This window comes from Actinoplanes sp. CA-015351 (assembly GCF_050955685.1).
In the GTDB taxonomy this organism is placed as follows: Bacteria; Actinomycetota; Actinomycetes; order Mycobacteriales; family Micromonosporaceae; genus Actinoplanes.
Map to the genome: position 1 here is coordinate 1397698 of NZ_CP192102.1, position 17516 is coordinate 1415213.

General features: G+C 67.3%; 16 protein-coding genes. 6 read left to right on the forward strand and 10 right to left on the reverse strand.

Annotation, left to right across the window (positions count from 1 at the left end; genetic code table 11):
- The first annotated feature begins 164 nt into the window (after positions 1-164).
- Positions 165-2183, forward strand: coding sequence for a prolyl oligopeptidase family serine peptidase (locus tag ACQP2E_RS06515; protein WP_433828950.1), 2019 nt, complete (start codon positions 165-167; stop codon positions 2181-2183).
- Between the two features lie 77 nt (positions 2184-2260).
- Here the strand turns inward: ACQP2E_RS06515 and ACQP2E_RS06520 are convergent, their stop codons facing one another.
- Entirely contained in the window at positions 2261-2605 is a 345-nt protein-coding gene (locus ACQP2E_RS06520; RefSeq protein WP_433828951.1) for a hypothetical protein, read from the reverse strand.
- Between ACQP2E_RS06520 and ACQP2E_RS06525 the strand changes: the two genes are divergently transcribed.
- Together ACQP2E_RS06525 and ACQP2E_RS06530 are read left to right on the forward strand one after the other, a co-directional pair.
- Complete coding sequence (locus ACQP2E_RS06525; RefSeq protein ID WP_433828952.1) at positions 2586-3383, forward strand: hypothetical protein; 798 nt, start codon at positions 2586-2588, stop codon at positions 3381-3383. The genes ACQP2E_RS06520 and ACQP2E_RS06525 overlap by 20 nt on opposite strands.
- Positions 3384-3435: 52 nt before the next feature.
- Positions 3436-4917, forward strand: a complete 1482-nt coding sequence (locus ACQP2E_RS06530; protein WP_433828953.1) for a hypothetical protein — start codon at positions 3436-3438, stop codon at positions 4915-4917.
- A gap of 131 nt (positions 4918-5048) precedes the next feature.
- On the opposite strand, the gene ACQP2E_RS06535 is transcribed toward ACQP2E_RS06530, so the two are convergent.
- The 9 genes from ACQP2E_RS06535 to glpK (ACQP2E_RS06575) all read right to left on the reverse strand — a co-directional run bounded on the left by ACQP2E_RS06535 (position 5049) and on the right by glpK (ACQP2E_RS06575) (position 13616).
- Positions 5049-5612 (reverse strand): hypothetical protein, encoded by a 564-nt coding sequence (locus tag ACQP2E_RS06535; protein ID WP_433828954.1) that lies wholly within the window; start codon positions 5610-5612, stop codon positions 5049-5051.
- Positions 5609-6994: a hypothetical protein gene (locus tag ACQP2E_RS06540; RefSeq protein WP_433828955.1), complete on the reverse strand. Its 1386-nt coding sequence runs from the start codon at positions 6992-6994 to the stop codon at positions 5609-5611. The genes ACQP2E_RS06535 and ACQP2E_RS06540 overlap by 4 nt, the downstream gene beginning before the upstream one ends.
- Before the next feature lie 76 nt (positions 6995-7070).
- On the reverse strand, positions 7071-7355 hold the full coding sequence (locus ACQP2E_RS06545) for a hypothetical protein (RefSeq protein ID WP_433828956.1): 285 nt from the start codon (positions 7353-7355) through the stop codon (positions 7071-7073).
- On the reverse strand, positions 7355-8455 hold the full coding sequence (locus tag ACQP2E_RS06550) for a hypothetical protein (protein WP_433828957.1): 1101 nt from the start codon (positions 8453-8455) through the stop codon (positions 7355-7357). The genes ACQP2E_RS06545 and ACQP2E_RS06550 overlap by 1 nt, the downstream gene beginning before the upstream one ends.
- Positions 8455-8811 carry a type VII secretion target gene (locus ACQP2E_RS06555; RefSeq protein ID WP_433828958.1) on the reverse strand — a complete coding sequence of 119 codons (357 nt, stop codon included), beginning with the start codon at positions 8809-8811 and terminating at the stop codon, positions 8455-8457. Before ACQP2E_RS06555 ends, ACQP2E_RS06550 begins: the two co-directional genes overlap by 1 nt.
- A complete protein-coding gene (locus ACQP2E_RS06560; protein WP_433828959.1) occupies positions 8808-9182 on the reverse strand; it encodes a YbaB/EbfC family nucleoid-associated protein in 375 nt (124 codons plus the stop codon). Before ACQP2E_RS06560 ends, ACQP2E_RS06555 begins: the two co-directional genes overlap by 4 nt.
- A 1-nt stretch (position 9183) precedes the next feature.
- Positions 9184-10251, reverse strand: a complete 1068-nt coding sequence (locus ACQP2E_RS06565; RefSeq protein WP_433828960.1) for a hypothetical protein — start codon at positions 10249-10251, stop codon at positions 9184-9186.
- Positions 10252-10402: 151 nt separating this feature from the next.
- Positions 10403-12115 carry a glycerol-3-phosphate dehydrogenase/oxidase gene (locus ACQP2E_RS06570; protein ID WP_433828961.1) on the reverse strand — a complete coding sequence of 571 codons (1713 nt, stop codon included), beginning with the start codon at positions 12113-12115 and terminating at the stop codon, positions 10403-10405.
- A gap of 22 nt (positions 12116-12137) precedes the next feature.
- Positions 12138-13616: a glycerol kinase GlpK gene (glpK, locus tag ACQP2E_RS06575; RefSeq protein WP_433828962.1), complete on the reverse strand. Its 1479-nt coding sequence runs from the start codon at positions 13614-13616 to the stop codon at positions 12138-12140.
- 89 nt (positions 13617-13705) lie between these two features.
- Here glpK (ACQP2E_RS06575) and ACQP2E_RS06580 point away from each other — a divergent pair, with 89 nt between their 5' ends.
- The 3 genes from ACQP2E_RS06580 to ACQP2E_RS06590 all read left to right on the forward strand — a co-directional run bounded on the left by ACQP2E_RS06580 (position 13706) and on the right by ACQP2E_RS06590 (position 17502).
- Positions 13706-14476, forward strand: coding sequence for an IclR family transcriptional regulator (locus ACQP2E_RS06580; RefSeq protein WP_433833796.1), 771 nt, complete (start codon positions 13706-13708; stop codon positions 14474-14476).
- The gene (gene glpK, locus ACQP2E_RS06585; protein ID WP_433828963.1) at positions 14473-15933 is read left to right on the forward strand and encodes a glycerol kinase GlpK; all 1461 of its coding nucleotides are present in this window, start codon (positions 14473-14475) and stop codon (positions 15931-15933) included. The genes ACQP2E_RS06580 and glpK (ACQP2E_RS06585) overlap by 4 nt, the downstream gene beginning before the upstream one ends.
- Positions 15934-16008: 75 nt before the next feature.
- The gene (locus ACQP2E_RS06590) at positions 16009-17502 is read left to right on the forward strand and encodes a M1 family metallopeptidase (RefSeq protein ID WP_433828964.1); all 1494 of its coding nucleotides are present in this window, start codon (positions 16009-16011) and stop codon (positions 17500-17502) included.
- Positions 17503-17516 lie beyond the last annotated feature (14 nt).

Genomic DNA, 17516 nt, shown 5'->3' on the forward strand with positions numbered 1-17516 from the left:
AAGGGCTCAACCGACAGTACGCGATGCCCCTGAGGTCAATCGGACAACCGGTCTGTATGCCACGTTCGGGCGCTCAAGGCGCCTAACTTGCGCTCCATTACTCTGTACGCGTATTCGCGCACTGACTCTTGGCAACCGACCGTCTTGGTGAAATCGTCAAGCGCGTGATCGACCCGTACCTCTGGCTAGAAGAGCTCGACTCGGCCGACGTCCTCCCCTGGGTGGACGAGCGCAACTCGGAGACGCTGGGTGAGCTGGGGGGTGAGGGGTTCACCCGGCTCAAGGACGCCATCCGCGAGGTGCTGGACAGCAAGGACCGCATCTCCTTCCCGGGCTGGCGCGGCGACGGTTTCTACTACGACTTCTGGCGCGACGCCGACCATCCGCGTGGGCTGTGGCGGCGGACCACCCTCGACCAGTTCCGCCGCGACGAGCCCGACTGGGACGTGCTGCTCGACGTCGACGCGCTGAACGCGGCCGAGGACGAGAACTGGACGTGGAGCGGTGTGACAGTGCTGCGCCCCGGTTACGGCCGCTGCCTGATCAAGCTGGCCCGCGGCGGCTCCGACGCCGTGGTCGTGCGGGAATTCGACCTGGTCGACCGGGTCTTCGTCACCGACGGTTTTGTGCTGCCCGAGGCGAAGACCGACGTCGACTGGATCGACGCCGACCACATCTACGTGGCCACCGACTTCGGGCCCGGCTCGCTGACCACGTCCGGGTACGCCCGCGTCGTGAAGCGGTGGCGTCGCGGCACCCCGCTGGCCGAGGCGGAGACGGTGTTCGCAGGCGAGCCCGACGACGTCCTGATCAGCGCCGGCCACGATCCGACACCCGGTTACGAGCGGGACTACGTGATCCGGCGGGTGGAGTTCTTCCGGACGCAGTACTACCTGCGCCGGGCTGACGGGGAACTGGTGCTCGTCGATCTGCCGGAGGACGCCGATTTCGACGTGCACCGGGAGTGGATGCTGGTCCGGTTGCGGTCGCCGTGGCTGTCGTACCCGGCCGGGGCTCTGCTCGCCACCGGCTTCGAGGAGTTCCTCGCGGGGGAGCGGGAGTTCACCGTTCTGTTCGAGCCGGACCCGAGCACGTCGCTCGTCTCGTACTCGTGGACGCGTAACCACCTGCTGCTCGTGACGATGACCGACGTGGTGACGCGAGTGCATGCGCTCACCCCGGGCACGCCCCTGTGGAGCAGCCGGCCGCTGCCCGGCACGGCTGAGTTCGGCACCACGTGGATCGTCGACACCGATCCGGAGAACGACGACGCGTACCTGATCGCTTCGGAAGGCTTCCTGCAGCCGGCGACCCTCAGCCTGGGCAGCGTCGGCGGTGACGTGACGGTGCTGAAACGGGCGCCGGCGTTCTTCGCCGCCGACGGCCTGGCGGCGCGGCAGTTCTTCGCCAAATCCGCCGACGGGACCCGGGTTCCCTATTTCGTGGTGGGCGGCGACGGCGTCCTGGACGGTGACGGCAAGGGCCCGGCCCTGCTGACCGGTTACGGCGGCTTCGAGATCCCGCTCACCCCGAACTACAGCGGCGTACGCGGCCGGGGCTGGCTCGCGCGCGGCGGCACCTACGTCCTCGCGAACATCCGCGGCGGCGGCGAGTACGGCCCGGCCTGGCATCAGGCGGCGCTGCGGGAGAACCGGTCCCGGGCATACGAGGACTTCGCGGCCGTCGCCGCTGACCTGGTGGCCCGCGGCATCACCACGCCGGAGCGGCTCGGTATCACCGGCGGCAGCAACGGCGGTCTGCTCATGGGCGTCATGCTGACCCGCTATCCGGAGCTTTTCGGTGCCGTCGTCGCGGGTGTGCCGCTGCTCGACATGCGCCGGTACACCAAGTTGCTGGCCGGGAAGTCGTGGATCGCCGAATACGGAGATCCGGACGTCGAGGCTGATTGGGCATTCATCCGGGAGTATTCGCCCTATCAGAATGTCCAGCCGGATCGGCCGTACCCTCCGGCGCTTTTCATCACGTCGACCCGCGACGATCGGGTGCATCCCGGGCACGCCCGCAAGATGATGGCGCTGCTTCGCCAGCACGGATACGAGAGCCTTTTGTACGAGAATGTCGAAGGCGGTCACGGTGCTGCCGCGGACAACGAACAGGCTGCCACGAAAGAGGCGTTGACCCTGGAATTCCTCTGGCGGAAATTGAGCCCTGACGAGGCGTGACCCAGCCCGTACCATCGGGCGGTGCGAAATCGAGGACTGGCTCTGGCAGTGGTCGGCGTGCTGATGCTGAGTGCCTGTCAGAGCGGTGGTTCCACGGGACGGGTGAGTTCTTTGCCCGTACCCACAGAAAGCGGGACAACCGCGCCTGGGTCCGCACCCTCGGGGTCGGTTTCTGCCTCTCCGTCGTCTTCGCCCTCGCCATCGGCAACGAAGATCGAAAAGCTTCCGAAGCCCGGCAATCCGGATGGGAAAGCGACCGTTCCGGCCGCGGCCAGAGCGGTCGACACGAGCAAACCGACGCGTACGGTCGGCAGCGGCACCGCGGCGAGCTGCACCTCCGCCGCCGTGGTGAAAGCCGTCGCGGCCGGCGGGATCGTCACGTTCGACTGCGGGCCGAAACCGGTGACGATCACGATGGCCAAGACGGCGAAGGTGCGGAACACCAGCTCACAGGTGGTGCTCGACGGCGGCGGGCGGGTCACGCTCAGCGGAGCCGGCAAACGGCGCATCCTCTACATGAACACGTGCGACGAGGCGCAGGTCTGGACCACCTCGCACTGCAACGATCAGGACGAGCCACGCCTGACCATCCAGAACATGGCCTTCACCAAGGGAAACAGCACCGGTGACAAGACCGACGGCGGTGGCGGCGGCGCGGTCTTCGTGCGCGGCGGGCACGTCAAGGTGGTCAATTCGCGGTTCACGAGCAACAAGTGCGACCGGACCGGGCCGGACCTCGGCGGTGCTGCCATGCGGGTGCTCGACCAGGGCGGCGGCAAGCCGGTTTACGTCGTGGGCAGCACGTTCACCGGCGGCGTCTGTTCCAACGGCGCGGCGCTGAGCAGCATCGGGGTGTCCTGGAAGGTGCTGAACAGCCACTTCTCCGGCAACTCGGCCGTTGGCAACGGTGCCAATCCGGCGAAAGCCGGCACACCCGGCGGTGGCAGCGGCGGTGCCATCTACCTGGACGGCAACACGTTCTCGCTGACCCTCGACGGCACAGTGATCGAAAATAATGCCGCGGTCGAGGGTGGCGGTGCGATCTTCTTCGTGAGCAACGACCGGACCGGGACGCTGACGGTGCGGAATTCCACGCTCCGTAAGAACCCCAACGACGGTTTCGAGACGCCGGGGCTGCCGGGCATCTTCTATCTGGGATCCGGCGAGCCGTCCGTCAACGGATCCCGCATCCGAAAATGACGAACCGAACGCCTGACCGGCGCTGACCTGCGGATGTGACAGCGTTCCCGGCGTGACGGACAAGCGGGTCGATCTGTTCTGGGCGTTTGTCGCTGTCGCGCGACGGGCGAAAAGCGCTGAGGCTTATGCGACGGCGATCTCGATCTATCGGGATGGTTCGTTCAGTGGGGATTCCGAGGATGAGTTCTTTCTGGTCGTCGAGGAGTATGCGGGGCTGCTGGAGGCCGCCGGTGACTTGAGCGGTGCGGCGGAGGCTGTGCGGTTGCTCACCGATGCTTCTCCTTTTCATGCGGATTCGCAGGCGGGGCTGGCGCGGATCGCTGTGCTTGCCGAGGGTGGTGAGCGGGCGGCCGGGCTGTGGGAACAGGTCGGTGATCGGCGGGTTCAGGCCGGTGATCCGGGCGGGGCATTGAGCGCTTTCGATCAGGCGTTGGAGTCGGTTTCGCGTACCCAAGAAGGCCGGATCCATCGCAAATGCGCGAGTGCGTGGCTGATGCGGCATGAGGTGGATGAGGCGCAGCCGCATCTCGCGGCAGCGGCGGCGCTGGGGCCGGATCCCGCTGAGAGTGGGCGGCTGCTGGGCGTGCGGGCGGCCCTCGCTGTCGAGGCCGGTGACCTTGCCGGAGCGCAGGAGCTTGCCTCGCGGGCGCATTCGGTCGCACGTGATTGCGGTGACGCCGAGGGTGCCGCGGTTTCCGGGGAGACGCTTGCGGTGATTGCGCATTTGCGCGGTAATTGGCGGCCTGAGCTGCACGAACTGCCGAGCGTCTGGGATTTCAACCACTGCCTCAGCCAGTCGCGCCTCTATGAGGCCGGCGATCCTGGTGGTTATGCGCGGCGCATCGTGGCCGACGGTGCCGCCCCCGGGCAGGCTTTCGCCTGGTGTTTGCTGGGGGAGTCGCTTCTGCTGCGTGCCGAATGGGACGAGGCGGCGGCGTGTCTGGAGCGTAGTTGCGCTGTGTACGAGTCGCTGAGTGATCGATCGCCGGAGTTTCCCGGGTCGTCCCGGGCTCCGGTGGCTTTGCCCTGGTTGCGCCGGGCTGAACTTGCCGCCTGCATCGGGGATCACGCCGAAGCGGCGGCTCTGCTTGAGCGGGCCACCGCGATCGCGACGGAAACCCCGATGCCACGGCACGCGTGGGCCCGGCTGCACGCCACCGCCGCCTTCGCGGCGATGGAGCGAGGCTCGGCTTCGGACGCAATCCGATCGGTACGCGCGGTGCAGAGCGCAGCGGCCCGGCACGGCGAGTGTCCGACCTGCAGCGCTGTCGTGAACCCGGTCGGCGCTCAGGCCTATGCGCTGGTCGGGGCGGTGGACAGCGCCCAGGCCCTGGCGGTGTCGGCGGAACGCCTCGCCGGGTTGTTCCCGGGTTCGGGGTGGAGCGCGATGGCTGACTCGGCGGGCGGGTGGGCACTGTTGGCGGCGGGTGACGGGGTCGGCGCTGGGGTGCGCTTCCGCTCGGCAGCCGCAGGGTATGCGGAGGCGGGTCATCGCTTCTGGGCGGAGAGGTCTTCGCTGAACGCCCTTCGTTGAACGGTCTTTGCTGAACGCCGAGGAAGCGAAACTTCCACCCGGAAGCGTGTCGATTGGGGTGCGATTCGCACCTGAAGTCCACACGCTCCGGTGAGACGGTCAGGCGGTGGGGTGGGCGTTTGCGCGGCCATCTATTCCAACCGTTCGATCACGTAACCGAACTGGGCGATCGAGCCCTCTCGATCGATTTCATCGAGGATCTCAGGGTCGAAGCTGGGCATCGGCGGATCGTCCGCCCGCTTGCGCCAGCCTCGCATCGAGACGGACTTCCACTCGAGGTTGACCTCGCCGTTCTCGGTATGGAAGGAACCGCCGCGTTCGAACAGCAGGATCAAGGGCTCGAAGGGATCCTCCAGTTCCTCGGGAAGGAGGAAGTCCGGAGTCGCGCGGAGCGCGGTCCAGTGAAGGATGAACGGCGCGACCTGTTTGACGTTCCAGCCCCCACGCCCGATGGCGAGTTTCTCGACGAGATCGTCGATGACGCGCTGGTCGGCACGAACCGCCGGGTCGACGCACGCGGCGATGTCGAAGAACGGCCCGGGTGCGTCGCACGCGTATACAGCGGACCATCGCGCTGCCCGGCGAAAGTACTCCTTCAACAGAGCGGCTTTCGACCAGGCTTTGTCGCCGTGTCGCTCCCAGTCGATGGAGCTCAGGCGAGTTGTCATCGCATGCAGGGCTTCGTCGAGTGTCATCGTCTCAATCCTCGCAGAACCGTGTCGACGATCGTGTCCAGATTAGAGAGGTCATCGGCCATCCGGATGCCTGAACTGTCGATGCCGAACACGCGCCAGTGCTGAAGAGGAGCATCGGCCCGCCAGGCGTTGGGTGCCAGTTCGTGCGCTCCGGGGTGATCCCGGCTCATGATGCGGTCGCCGTCAGCGTCGAATGCATCCGGATGTGCGGAGCGATAGGGGAGTCCCGCCTCCATGAGCCGGTTCTCGACGTACTCATGGGCTGCAAGGCTGCGGAACGCTGTCACGTCGTCGGGGTCAAGAGTGCCCCGCGCGGCGCCGTCCCAGAGCGCGGCGGTGCGTTCGTCCGGAGTGAAGAATCCGCGTTCCACCTGATTGGGGCCGAGCGCGACGTCGTGCTGCTGGACGAACAGATTCTGGCGCATAACCTCGATGATTCGAGGGTCGAGGCCGGTGTTGGCGGCGATCAGGGGAGTGTCTTCCGGGCTGTGCCGGATCCGCCGATATGCCTCCGCTGCGCGCTCGGAAATCTCATTGCCGTCATCGACGAAGTGGGAGCCGCGCGGGAAGTCGGCGCGGAACTCGCTCGGCCCCGTGGTCAGTGGGTGGGAGCGGGATTGGGTGTTTGCTCGGGTGGTCAGTCTGCTCAGGGCTCCGGTCAGCTTGTCGAGCATGGGGTGCAGGCGGCGGAGGCTGGTCAGTAGGCCTCGGATGAACTGTTGGATTCGGTTTGTCCATTTCAGGACCAGGGCTGACACCTGGCTCGCCACCGCCGGTGTGGCTATGCCCAGGGTCAGGCCCTCCATGGCCAGCCACTGCGGTAAGCGGACCGCCAGGGTGGCCACGAACTCGGCGATCAAGTCGCGGACGATGCCTCGGACCAGGGCCACCAGAAGGCCGGCACCCTCCACCGCGTACGAAATTCCGCGCGCTGCTGTCGCCAGGCCGTTCAGGGTCTCCAGGTGGAGGCGGGCGTGCTCTCGGTACGCGTCACCGGCCGCGCCGAACCAGCCGGTCACCTCGGTGTTCAGGCGACTGATGTAGTCCTGGCGGGCTGTGGCGGTGAAATCGGAGACATTTGACCAGGTGGCGGCTTGGGCGGTTACTTCGTCGGCGTTGCCGGCCAGCCAGTCGAGAGCGTCCTTCAGGGGTTGGACGTGTTCCATCAGCCAGGAGACGCCCCAGGCCACGAGACCGCCCAGCGGGTCGATGGCGAGGGTGAGCAGGTCGAGGCTTGCGCCCACGCCGCCGAGGATCGGGTCGACCCAGCTGTTGTTGCGGATCCCCTCGGCGATGTCGGCGAAGTCACCCGCCAGGCCGAGACCGGTGTGCCAGGTCGTCGAGTCGTGGGCCTGGACCACCAGGGGATTCGGGTACGTCACGGCTTGCCGGCCTCCCTACGGGATAAGTCCTATCCGGAGGAACACCGGCTTGCGGAAGCCGGTTCAGCAGCGGTGATCAGACGGCAAGCTGAAAGTTCGGGATCTTGGGTTCTCGCTGCTCGGCGGGCAGGCGAATATCCCGGACGACCGCGTCGTCGGGGATGAGTGTGCGAGAAATGCCGATGCCTTGCAGGCAATGGTCACACCAGAAGGCGGCGTATCCGACATCGCGATCAGGCCGGCCGGTGAAGACAATCCGGAGGCATCGTTGTCCGCAGTTGGGGCAGGCGATCTCGACGTGCCCCGGCAGCATGTCGTAGGCATCGCTGTAGGTATCCAGCCACTGGTCGTATGTCGCCATCATTGGACTCTCGGCTCGGGTCGGATCGGCTGATTGTCCCACCAATCGTCCTCGTGTGCGTATGCCCTGTCTTCGTAGGCATCCAACTCTGCATCGTCACGGGGATAAGGCCTGCCGGCTGCAAGTTCGTCGTGATGGAACTTTTCGTGGACGAGCGTTCTGGCGAGGTCCTCTTCGCTCCGGAAGCCTGGGACGAACAGCCTGATGGAGCCATCGGGCAGGGTCACGCCGCAAACCCCGCGAATCGTCGGCTTGCCCAGCGAAATCTGCAGTCCAGAGATATCGATGCCATATTTCTCGGCGATTTGTCGCGCTGAGCGCATTTTGAAGGGCCGGGACTCTCCTTCGCCGATCTTTTGAACACGATTGAGAGCATGAGCTGGCACGTTGTCGGTGAGGAGGTTTTTGAGTTCGGTGATTCGGGTGGTCAGGGTTTGGGTGATCGGGGTCAGGTTGCGCAGGCTTCGGATCAGGGCTCTCAAGAACCCCGCGATCCGGGAACCCCACGAACTGATCGCCGCGGTGACCTGCCCTATCACCACTGGCGTCGCCAGGCCCAGGGTGAAGGCTGCCTCGGCTGCGTACACCACGAGCCGGGACACCAGGAAGGCGATCGCGTCGCGGACCAGGAGCCGGACCGCCGCTACGAGTGCCCCGGCGCCTTCGATCAGCTCGGCCAGGGTTTGGGCCGCTGCGGCCAGGGCGGACGTTGCCTGCTGGTCCCTCGCTGACCGGATGCGGTAGGCCATCGCCGCCGGGCCGTCCCACTCGGACAGATCCAGGCGGACCGACCACCCGATTTGGTCGGCCTGCGTGCGCAGGCCTGCGGCTGTCTCGCGCCAGCTCTGCGCGGAAGAACTTATTTGTACGGGATCACCCGCCAGCTGATCGAGTGCCGCGGTCAAGGGCCGGACGTGCTCGATCAGCCAGGCGACCCCCGATTGCAGCAGCATGCCGACCGGATCCGCGACGTAAGCGAGCGCATCGAGGCTCGCGCCGGTTGCGCCGAGCGTGCCGTCGATCCAGCTGCCGTTCCGGATGCCGCCGGCGAGCAGCTCGATGTCCTCAGCGATCCCGATCCCGGCCACAGCTGAGGTCATCACGCCCCGCCGAAAGCTCCGCCGACAACCCCGCCGAAAGCTCCGCCGACAGGCCGGCCGAAGAACCCTTGGCCTCGCAGCTCTGCGGCACCCAAATCGTCGGTGAGCTGGTATTCGTCTGCTGCTCGCCGGATCGCGGTGGCGCTCGTGCCGACCGCTCGGGCCGCCGCGCCGATTGCCTCGGACAGCGGTGCCCTGACCTGTTCGAGAAGAATGAGAACTATGACGCAGAGATGACCGTAGGCGTCGGGCGTCATAGCGGTGTCATCTCCGGCGATTCGGGCGCGGACCAGCTTCTCGGTCACGTCATCCAGGTGGGCGGAGTGCCGCCACAGCTCTTCGGGCGTGACCCTCATCGCCGGGTACCCAGGCGATCGGTGAAGGCTGTCAGCAGCACCCGCCCTTCGGCCGTCTCGTCGTCGCCGTTCTCCCGCGCCACCTGGATCGCTTGGCGGGCCAGTTCGGCTCGGGCTGACTCGGAGGCGGTCAGGATCTGTTCGGCTATCCAGCGGGCCGAGTGGCGGCGTACCTCGTCGGACAGGTAGAGGTTCGTCAGGGCGCCCGCGCTGTCCACGGTGGCCTCGATCAGCCCTCCACCCGACTGGGCGGATCCGGTCAGGGCGTGCAGCTTGACGGACAGGGCTCGGGTACGCGCCAGGCGTTGCTCCAGCCCAGCCTGCCAGTCGCCGACCCAGCGGTCGGCGTCGTCCAGGGCAAAATCGGACATGTCACGAGGTCTGGGTCAGGATGTCGTTGGCGATCTTCTGCACCTCGGCGCGCTGCTTCTCCGGCGCGGTCGCGGCCACCGCCACCTGCCACTTGCCGGCGAAGAAGTGGTCCAACTCCATCTCGTATTTCCCGGTGCCGGACGAATCCAGGAAATTCGTGGCGTTGCCGGCCGCCTTCGGTGTCGCGCTGAACCAGTCCTTCGTCAGCCGCGCGGCGGCCTGCTCGCCACAGGGCGGTGCGCAACTGCGCAGCATCACGCCGACGCGTTTCTCGCCGCTGGGGTCGGATTCGTCGATGCAGATGTACGCCTTCGCGCCGGTCAGCTCGACCTTTGCGCCGAGGCAGCCCCAACTCGCCGGCGTACGGAAGGCAAACGGCCAGCCGCTGAACCGCATCGTCGCTGTCTTCTCCGACGCTTCGAAGGTGGCGCCGGCGACGTTCCGCACGGCCGCGCCTTCCTTCAACGCAGGCTGAGAAGGCAGGGCAGGCTGAGAAGGCAGGGCAGGCTGAGAAGGCAGGGCAGGCTGAGAAGGCAGGGATGGCAGCTTCGGGATCGTCCGGGCCGGCGTCGGTGTCCAGGCCGGGACCGTGCGGGTCTCGGCGGAGGCGGCGACGATCGCGTTGCCGACCGCGCAGAACGCCATCAGCACAACGAGCGCCAGCAGGACGATCGTGGCGATCATGCCGGGGTATTTCTGCGGCGGTGCGCCCAGTGCGCCGCGCATGTAGGCGATCATCGGCGCGCGGTACTCCAGCGCGGCGGTCTGGCCGGGCAGCACGACGACGTCGAGGTCGGCCTTGCCGATCCGGCGCGGCAGAAGGTACGGGACATGAACGTGCACGTGGTGCCGCCCGGGCGCGACCGGCAGCACGATCGGCCGCTTCCAGCCCGCGCGAACCGGCTGCCCGTCGACAGTGAGCACCGGCGTGAACAGCCCGAGCAGCATCGCGAGCGGCGAATACCGCAGCGTCACCGCGAGAGCAGCATGCTGCGGATGACTGGGCTGTTGATAGATCGGGGGAGCGGAACTGACAGGCGTATACGGCTGCCATTGCTGGTCGTACATAGCGAACCCTCTCGCAGGCGGAGGTGCATCCCTGCCTGGAGAAACAGCAACGCTACGCAGTCAGTTCAGTACTCAAAGGCATTGAACTTCATCGGTGGAGAGGGGGTATAGAAAGAGCCCGCCGGGCGCGAACCCGGCGGGCGAAACGAACTCAGGCAGCCGACGCGGCCAGCGGCACACCCCGCCGGGCGGCGTCCGCGCCCTGGTCGTCGAGCTGTTCCTGGGCGGCCAGTTCGGCCATGACCACTGCTTCGTACCGGGCGATCTCGCGCTCGGTCTCCTCATCGGTCCAGCCCAGTGCTTCCGCGACCAGCTTCGCGGTGGTCCGGGCCGCGGCGACGCCGCGGTCTGCGGTTTCCATCGAGATCCGGGTACGCCGGGACAACACGTCCTCAAGGTGACGGGCACCTTCGTGGGTGACCGCGTAGACGACCTCGGCAGCCAGATAGTCGGGTGCGCCGTCGAGCGGCCGTCCGAGCGCCGGATCCGCCTCGATCAGGCCGAGGACCTCGTCGGTCAGCGTGCCGTACCGGCGGAGCAGGTGTTCGACGCGGGACACGTGCAGGCCGGCGCGGCGGGCCAGCTGGGCGCGGCGGTTCCAGGCGGCCCGGTATCCCTCGGCGCCGAGCAGCGGCACCTGGTCGGTGCAGGAGGCCGGCACCCGGGTGTTGAGATCGGCGACGGCGGCATCGACCGCGTCCTTCGCCATCACCCGGTACGTCGTGTACTTGCCGCCGGCCACGATGACCATGCCCGGGACCGGTTTGCCGACGGCGTGCTCACGGGACAGTTTCGCGGTGGTGGAGGCCTCGGCGGACAGCAGCGGGCGCAGGCCGGCGTAGACACCCTGCACGTCGTCGCGGGTCAACGGCGTGGCGAGCGCCTTGTTTACTTCTTCGAGCAGGTAGTCGACATCGCGGCCGGACGCCGCTGGGTCGGCCTTGTCCAGGTCCCACGGTGTGTCGGTGGTGCCGATGATCCAGTGGCGGTCCCACGGGATGACGAACAGCACGCTGGTTTCCGTACGCAAGATCATGCCGGCCTTGCCGGAAATCTTGTCGCGCGGCACCACCAGGTGGATCCCCTTGCTCGCGGTGATCTTGAACTGCCCCCGCTCGCCGGTGAGCATGGCCTGGCTGTCGCCGGTCCACACACCTGTCGCGTTGATGACGCTGCGGGCCCGCACCTCGAACTCGGCGCCCGTCTCCAGGTCACGAGCTTGCACGCCGACAACCCTGCGGCCTTCGCGCAGGAAGCCGATCACTTCGGTACGGGAGGCGACATGCGCGCCGTAGGCGGCCGCGGTCCGGGCCAGGAACATGGTGTGCCGGGCGTCGTCGACCTGAGCGTCGTAGTAACGGATCGCGCCGATCAGCGTCTCGGGGCGCAGCCCCGGGAACGCCTTGAGTGCCTGGCCGCGGGACAGGTGCCGGTGCCGGGGAAGGCCCGCGCTGCCGCCGGAGAGTGCCAGGGTGTCGTAGAGCGCGATGCCGGCGCCGATGTAGAACCGTTCCCAGGCGCGGTGCTGGAGCGGGTAGAGGAACGCCACCGGGCGGACCAGGTGTGGCGCGAGCTTTCCGATCAGCAGGCCACGCTCCCGCAGGGCCTCGCGGACCAGCGAGAAGTCGAGCATCTCCAGGTAACGCAGGCCGCCGTGGATCAGCTTGCTGGACCGGCTGGAGGTGCCGCTCGCGAAGTCGCGGGCTTCGAGCAGGCCGACCGAGAGCCCTCGGGTGGCGGCGTCGAGGGCCGCACCGGCGCCCACCACGCCGGCGCCGATGACCAGCACGTCGAGTTCGTCACCTGAGGACAGGGCGGCCAGGGCGGCGGCGCGAGCTTTCGGCGAGATCATTCCGGTGTTCATTGCTACCCCATTCAAGTGGTGATCAGCCGACGCTGACCCAGCCGAGGGTTCGGTCGATGGCCGCCTTCCAGCGGGTGATTCCTTCGTCGCGCCGCTCCGGCGACCAGGACGGCTGCCATCGCCGGTCCTCGTGCCAGTTGGCGCGCAGGTCGTCGACGGAGTGCCAGAAACCGACGGCGAGCCCGGCCGCGTACGCGGCTCCGAGCGCCGTGGTCTCGGCGACGGCGGGCCGGCTGACCGGCACACCGAGGATGTCGGCCTGAAGTTGCATGCAGAGCGCGTTCGCGGTCACGCCGCCGTCCACCTGGAGGCAGTCCAACGTGGTTCCGGAGTCCTGCGCCATCGCCTCGACGACGTCGCGGGTCTGGTAACAGATCGCTTCGAGCGCGGCCCGGGTGATGTGCGCGGCGGTGTGAAACCGGGACAGCCCGACGATGGCGGCCCGGGCGTCCGGCCGCCAGTACGGCGCGTAGAGGCCGGAGAACGCGGGCACGAAGCAGACGCCGGCGCTGTCCTCCACCGAGCCGGCCAGGGTTTCGCTCTCGGCCGCCGAGTCGAGGACACCGAGCTGGTCACGCAGCCACTGGATGGCGGCGCCGGCCGCGGCGATCGACCCTTCCAGGGCGTACGTGGCCGGGGCGTCGCCGAACCGGTAGCCGACCGTGGTGATCAGGCCGTGGCTGGACCGGACCGGTGTGGTGCCGGTGTTCATCAGCAGGAAGCCGCCGGTGCCGTACGTGCACTTGGCCTCGCCCGGGGCGAAGCACGTCTGGCCGAACAGTGCGGCCTGCTGGTCACCGATGGCGGCGGCGATCGGTACGCCGGGCAGCACGGTGTCCGCGGTTCCGTAGACCTCGGCCGACGAGCGGATCGCCGGCAGCATCTCCCGGGGAATCCCGAAGATCCGCAGCAGCTCGGGGTCCCAGTCGAGGGTCTCCAGGTTCATCAGCATCGTGCGGCTGGCGTTTGTCACGTCGGTCAGATGCTGGCCGCCGGTCAGGTTCCAGATGAGCCAGCTGTCCATCGTGCCGAACAGCACCTCGCCACGTGAGGCCCGGTCACGCAGGCCGTCGACGTTCTCCAGCAGCCACTGGATCTTGGTCGCGGAGAAGTAGGTCGCCGGAGGCAGCCCGGTCTTCTCCCGGATCAGACCGGCGTCCAGACGAGCGACAAGCGCGTCGGTGCGGGTGTCCTGCCAGACGATGACGTTGTGGCAGGGCTCGCCGGTCTCGGCGTCCCAGACCAGCACGCTTTCCCGCTGGTTCGTGATGCCGATCGCGGCCAGGTCGGCGGCGACCAGGCCGGCGCCGGACAGTGCCACACCGATCGTCTTGAGGGTGTTCTCCCAGATCTCGGTCGCGTCATGCTCGACCCATCCGGCGGCCGGCAGGATCTGCCGGTGTTCGAGCTGGTGGCGGGCGATCTCCCGGCCGGCCCGGTCGAAAATCATGAAGCGTGTGCTGGTGGTGCCCTGATCGATCGCGCCGACGAAGTGCGCCACAGTACCCCCTTGATCGCCGCCCCTTGAGAGTTGCGACGTTAGGGAGCTGATCAGGTGGCGGCAACGCGTTCCGTGCGACAATGTCGCACGTGCCGGGCCTGATCCAGTCCATCGAGCGGTCGTCAGCAGTGCTCCGGCTGCTCGCCGCCGACAGGCTGCGGGTCGGCGAGGTCGCCGAAGCTCTCGACCTGCCGAAGTCGACAGCGCACAGCATCCTGCGGACTCTCGAACACGTCGGTTTCGTCGAGCAGGATCCGCGCACCACCCGGTACCGCCTCGGCCGTGGTGTGCTCGACCTCGGCTCGGCCGGCCTCGACACTGCCGGGCTGGACGTGAACGAGCTGCGCGGACGTGCGCTGAACTGGGCGGACGCGCTCGCCGCACGCAGCGGCCAGGAGGTACGGATCGGCGTGCTCCGCGACCGCCAGGTGCTCGTCGTGCACCACGTGTTCCGGCCGGACCACTCGGCGCAGTCGATGGACACCGGGCGGCTGCTACCGGCACACGCCACGGCACTCGGGAAGACGCTGCTCGCCTATCACCCTTCGGTGGCATCCGCCGTGGCACGGGAGGGCTTTGACGCGTACACAAGAAGGACCTTGACCAATCGGCAGGATCTGGCCCGGCAATTGGGTGAGACCCGCGGGCGGGGGTGGGGTCTCGCGGTGGAGGAATGGCGTGCGGGGCAGGCCGCGATCGCGGCGCCGCTGAGGACGAGTGGCGGTCTCGTGGTCGGGGCGATCGGGATCGCGGGGCCGGTGGAGACGGTGTGTGACACGCGGCGGCAGGCGCGGCAGGCGCTGGTCGAGCATGTGGTGGCCGGCGCACGGTCGATTTCCAGGGATTTGGCAGGGGCATGAGCGATCGTTATGTGCTCGCCATCGATCAAGGGACGACGTCTACGCGGTGCATTCTTTTTGATCGCAAGGCGACAGTTGTCTCGGTGGTTCGCGGTGAGCATCCGCAGTCCTATCCGAAGCCGGGGTGGGTGGAGCATGACGCGGCGCGGATCTGGCGGGATGTGCAGCGGCTGATCCGTAAGGCGCTGCGGGAGGCCGGGATCGGGTTTTCGCAGGTGGCGGCCATCGGGATCGCCAATCAGCGGGAGACCGCTGTGTTGTGGGATCGGGTCTCCGGGCAGCCGGTGGCGCCGGCGATCTCGTGGCAGGACGTGCGCACCGAGGAGCTGGTTTCCCGGGTTGATGCGTCCTTTGTGCGAGACAAGACCGGTCTGACGCCGGCTACCTACTTCTCCGCCACCAAGATTCAATGGTTGCTGGACGAGCATGGGTTGCGGGAGCGCGCTGAACGCGGTGAGGTGCTGTTCGGGACGATGGACAGCTGGCTGATCTGGAATCTGACCGGTGGGTCACATTTGACGGATGTGACGAATGCGAGCCGGACGATGCTGATGGATCTGGTGACGCTGGATTGGGATGTCTCGCTTTTATCGGCGTTTGACATTCCACGTGCGATGTTGCCGTCGATCCGGTCATCCGCCGAAATCTACGGATATTTTGAGGGTGTGCCGATCGCCGCTGCCATCGGTGATCAGCAGGCCGCGCTGTTCGGCCAGACCTGCTTCGCTCCCGGTGAGGCCAAGTGCACCTACGGCACCGGCGGGTTCCTGCTGATGAACACCGGCAGCACACCGGTCCGATCCAGCCACGGCCTGATCACCACAGTGGGTTATCGGATCGGTGATGACCCCGTCGTTTACGCCCTCGAAGGCTCGATCGCCACCGCCGGATCGCTCGTGCAGTGGTTCCGGGACGGGCTCGGGCTGATCAGCACCGCCTCGGAGATCGAAACCCTCGCGGCGACGGTCTCGGACAACGGCGGCTGTTACATCGTGCCGGCGTTCTCCGGGCTGTTCGCTCCCTATTGGCGCAGCGAGGCCCGGGGTGTGATCGTGGGCCTGACCTCGTACATCACCAAGGCACACCTGGCCCGTGCGGTACTCGAAGCGACAGCCTGGCAGACCCGCGACGTGGTCGACGCGATGAATGCCGACTCCGGTCTCACGCTGACCGCTCTCAGCGTCGACGGCGGCATGACCGCCGATAATCTTTTGATGCAATTCGTCGCGGACTTTCTGGACGTTCCCGTGGTCCGGCCGATGGTCGCCGAGACGGTGTCGCTGGGTGCGGCGTACGCGGCCGGGCTGGCCGTCGGGTACTGGTCCGACCTGCGGGATCTTCGTGCCAACCGGCATCGGGCGGGTAGCTGGGCGCCCAAGCTGGCGCCGGACCGGCGGGCCGCCGAATACACGAGCTGGCGCCGCGCGGTGGACTGCGCGGTCTTCTACAGCCGTTGATCCCGTAACGCGGAGTTTGAAGTTCTTCGATAGGTTCGGTGTGACTGTTCTTGCCCAATGGGAAGGAAGTTCACCGTGCGCAGACTGCTTACCGCAGCTCTCACCGCAGCACTGATCCTCACCGGCACCCCGGCGATGGCGCATTCGAAGGCCGCCCCGGCTCCGGGCGGCGCCGGCGTCGGCGACGAGTACTACCCGGACTACGGCAACAGTGGGTACGACGTCACCCACTACGACATCCGGGTGCGGTACACCCCGGCGACCGACCTGCTCACCGGCACCACCACGATCCTGGCGAAGGCGACACAGGACCTCAGCCGGATCAACCTCGACTTCCTGCTCGACGTTTCTTCGGTACGCGTCAACAACCGTCCCGCCACCTTCGCGAAGGAGGGTGACCACGAGCTCGTCGTGACACCGGCCCGCCCGGTGGCCGACGGCGGCGCCCTGACGATCGTGGTGCAGTACGCCGGTGTCCCGTCGAGCAAGGTCGGCGCCGGATACACCGCCTGGATCAAGACCCCGGACGGCGCCCTCGCCGTCGGTGAGCCGGAAATCGCCTGGTGGTGGTACCCGAGCAACGACCACCCGTCGGACAAGGCCACCTTCGACGTCTCGGTCTCGGTGCCGGACGGCGTCGAGGCGATCAGCAACGGCGTCCAGCCGCGCCCACCCGTACGCGAGACGCTCGGGTACACCCGGTGGAGCTGGCGTTCGCTCAAGCCGCAGGCCACGTACCTGACCTTCATCGCGGTCGGCCAGTACGACATCACCCAGGACACCACCGAGGGTGGGCTGCCGGTTTACAACGCGTACTCGCAGTCGCTCAGCGAGGACTTCCGGTTCGCGGCTGAGGCCAGTGTGGAGCGGACCGCTGAAATCGTCGACTGGGAGAGCACTGTTTTCGGGCCGTACCCGTTCGAGGCAACCGGCGGCATCGTGGCGCCGCCCGGCACGCTCGGGTTCGCCCTGGAGAACCAGACCCGGCCGAACTACTCGGCGGCGTTCTTCCGGCGCGGCTCCAACACGTACGTCGTCGCTCACGAGAACGCGCACCAGTGGTTCGGCGACGCGATCTCGGTGGCCGAGTGGAAGCACATCTGGCTCAACGAGGGCTTCGCCAGTTACGCCGAGTGGCTGTGGTCGGAGAAGAACAACGAGGGCACCGCGCAGGAGATCTTCGACTACGTGTACGCCTCGTACCCCGACGACGCGGCCATCTGGACGACAGCGCCGGCCGACCCGGGCACCGACGAGCTGTTCGGTGACGCTGTCTACGATCGTGGCGCCCTGACGCTGCACGCGCTTCGCCTGGCCGTGGGGGACGACGACTTCTTCGAGATTCTGCGTAGCTGGGTGGCCGAGAAGCGTTACCGCAACGCGACCACCGAGGAGTTCACCGCGCTCGCCGAGAAGATCTCCGGCGAGGATCTGGACGCGTTGTTCGACGCGTGGCTCTACACGCCGTCGAAGCCGGTGGTTGCTTCGTCGCTGGCTCGTCGTTCTCTTGCGGAGCCGAAGTCGTGGGCCGCGATCAGTGAGGCGCACGAGCTGTTGCACCAGAACTGATTTTCGTGAGGCCC

What these genes read in the sequence shown, in the direction of transcription:
- ACQP2E_RS06535 (WP_433828954.1), bottom strand. Translation starts at nt 5,612, where the DNA reads ATGACACTCGACGAAGCCCTGCATGCGATGACAACTCGCCTGAGCTCC.
- ACQP2E_RS06545 (WP_433828956.1), bottom strand. Translation starts at nt 7,355, where the DNA reads ATGGCGACATACGACCAGTGGCTGGATACCTACAGCGATGCCTACGAC.
- ACQP2E_RS06550 (WP_433828957.1), bottom strand. Translation starts at nt 8,455, where the DNA reads ATGACCTCAGCTGTGGCCGGGATCGGGATCGCTGAGGACATCGAGCTG.
- ACQP2E_RS06555 (WP_433828958.1), bottom strand. Translation starts at nt 8,811, where the DNA reads ATGAGGGTCACGCCCGAAGAGCTGTGGCGGCACTCCGCCCACCTGGAT.
- ACQP2E_RS06560 (WP_433828959.1), bottom strand. Translation starts at nt 9,182, where the DNA reads ATGTCCGATTTTGCCCTGGACGACGCCGACCGCTGGGTCGGCGACTGG.
- ACQP2E_RS06565 (WP_433828960.1), bottom strand. Translation starts at nt 10,251, where the DNA reads ATGTACGACCAGCAATGGCAGCCGTATACGCCTGTCAGTTCCGCTCCC.
- ACQP2E_RS06570 (WP_433828961.1), bottom strand. Translation starts at nt 12,115, where the DNA reads ATGAACACCGGAATGATCTCGCCGAAAGCTCGCGCCGCCGCCCTGGCC.
- glpK (WP_433828963.1), top strand. Translation starts at nt 14,473, where the DNA reads ATGAGCGATCGTTATGTGCTCGCCATCGATCAAGGGACGACGTCTACG.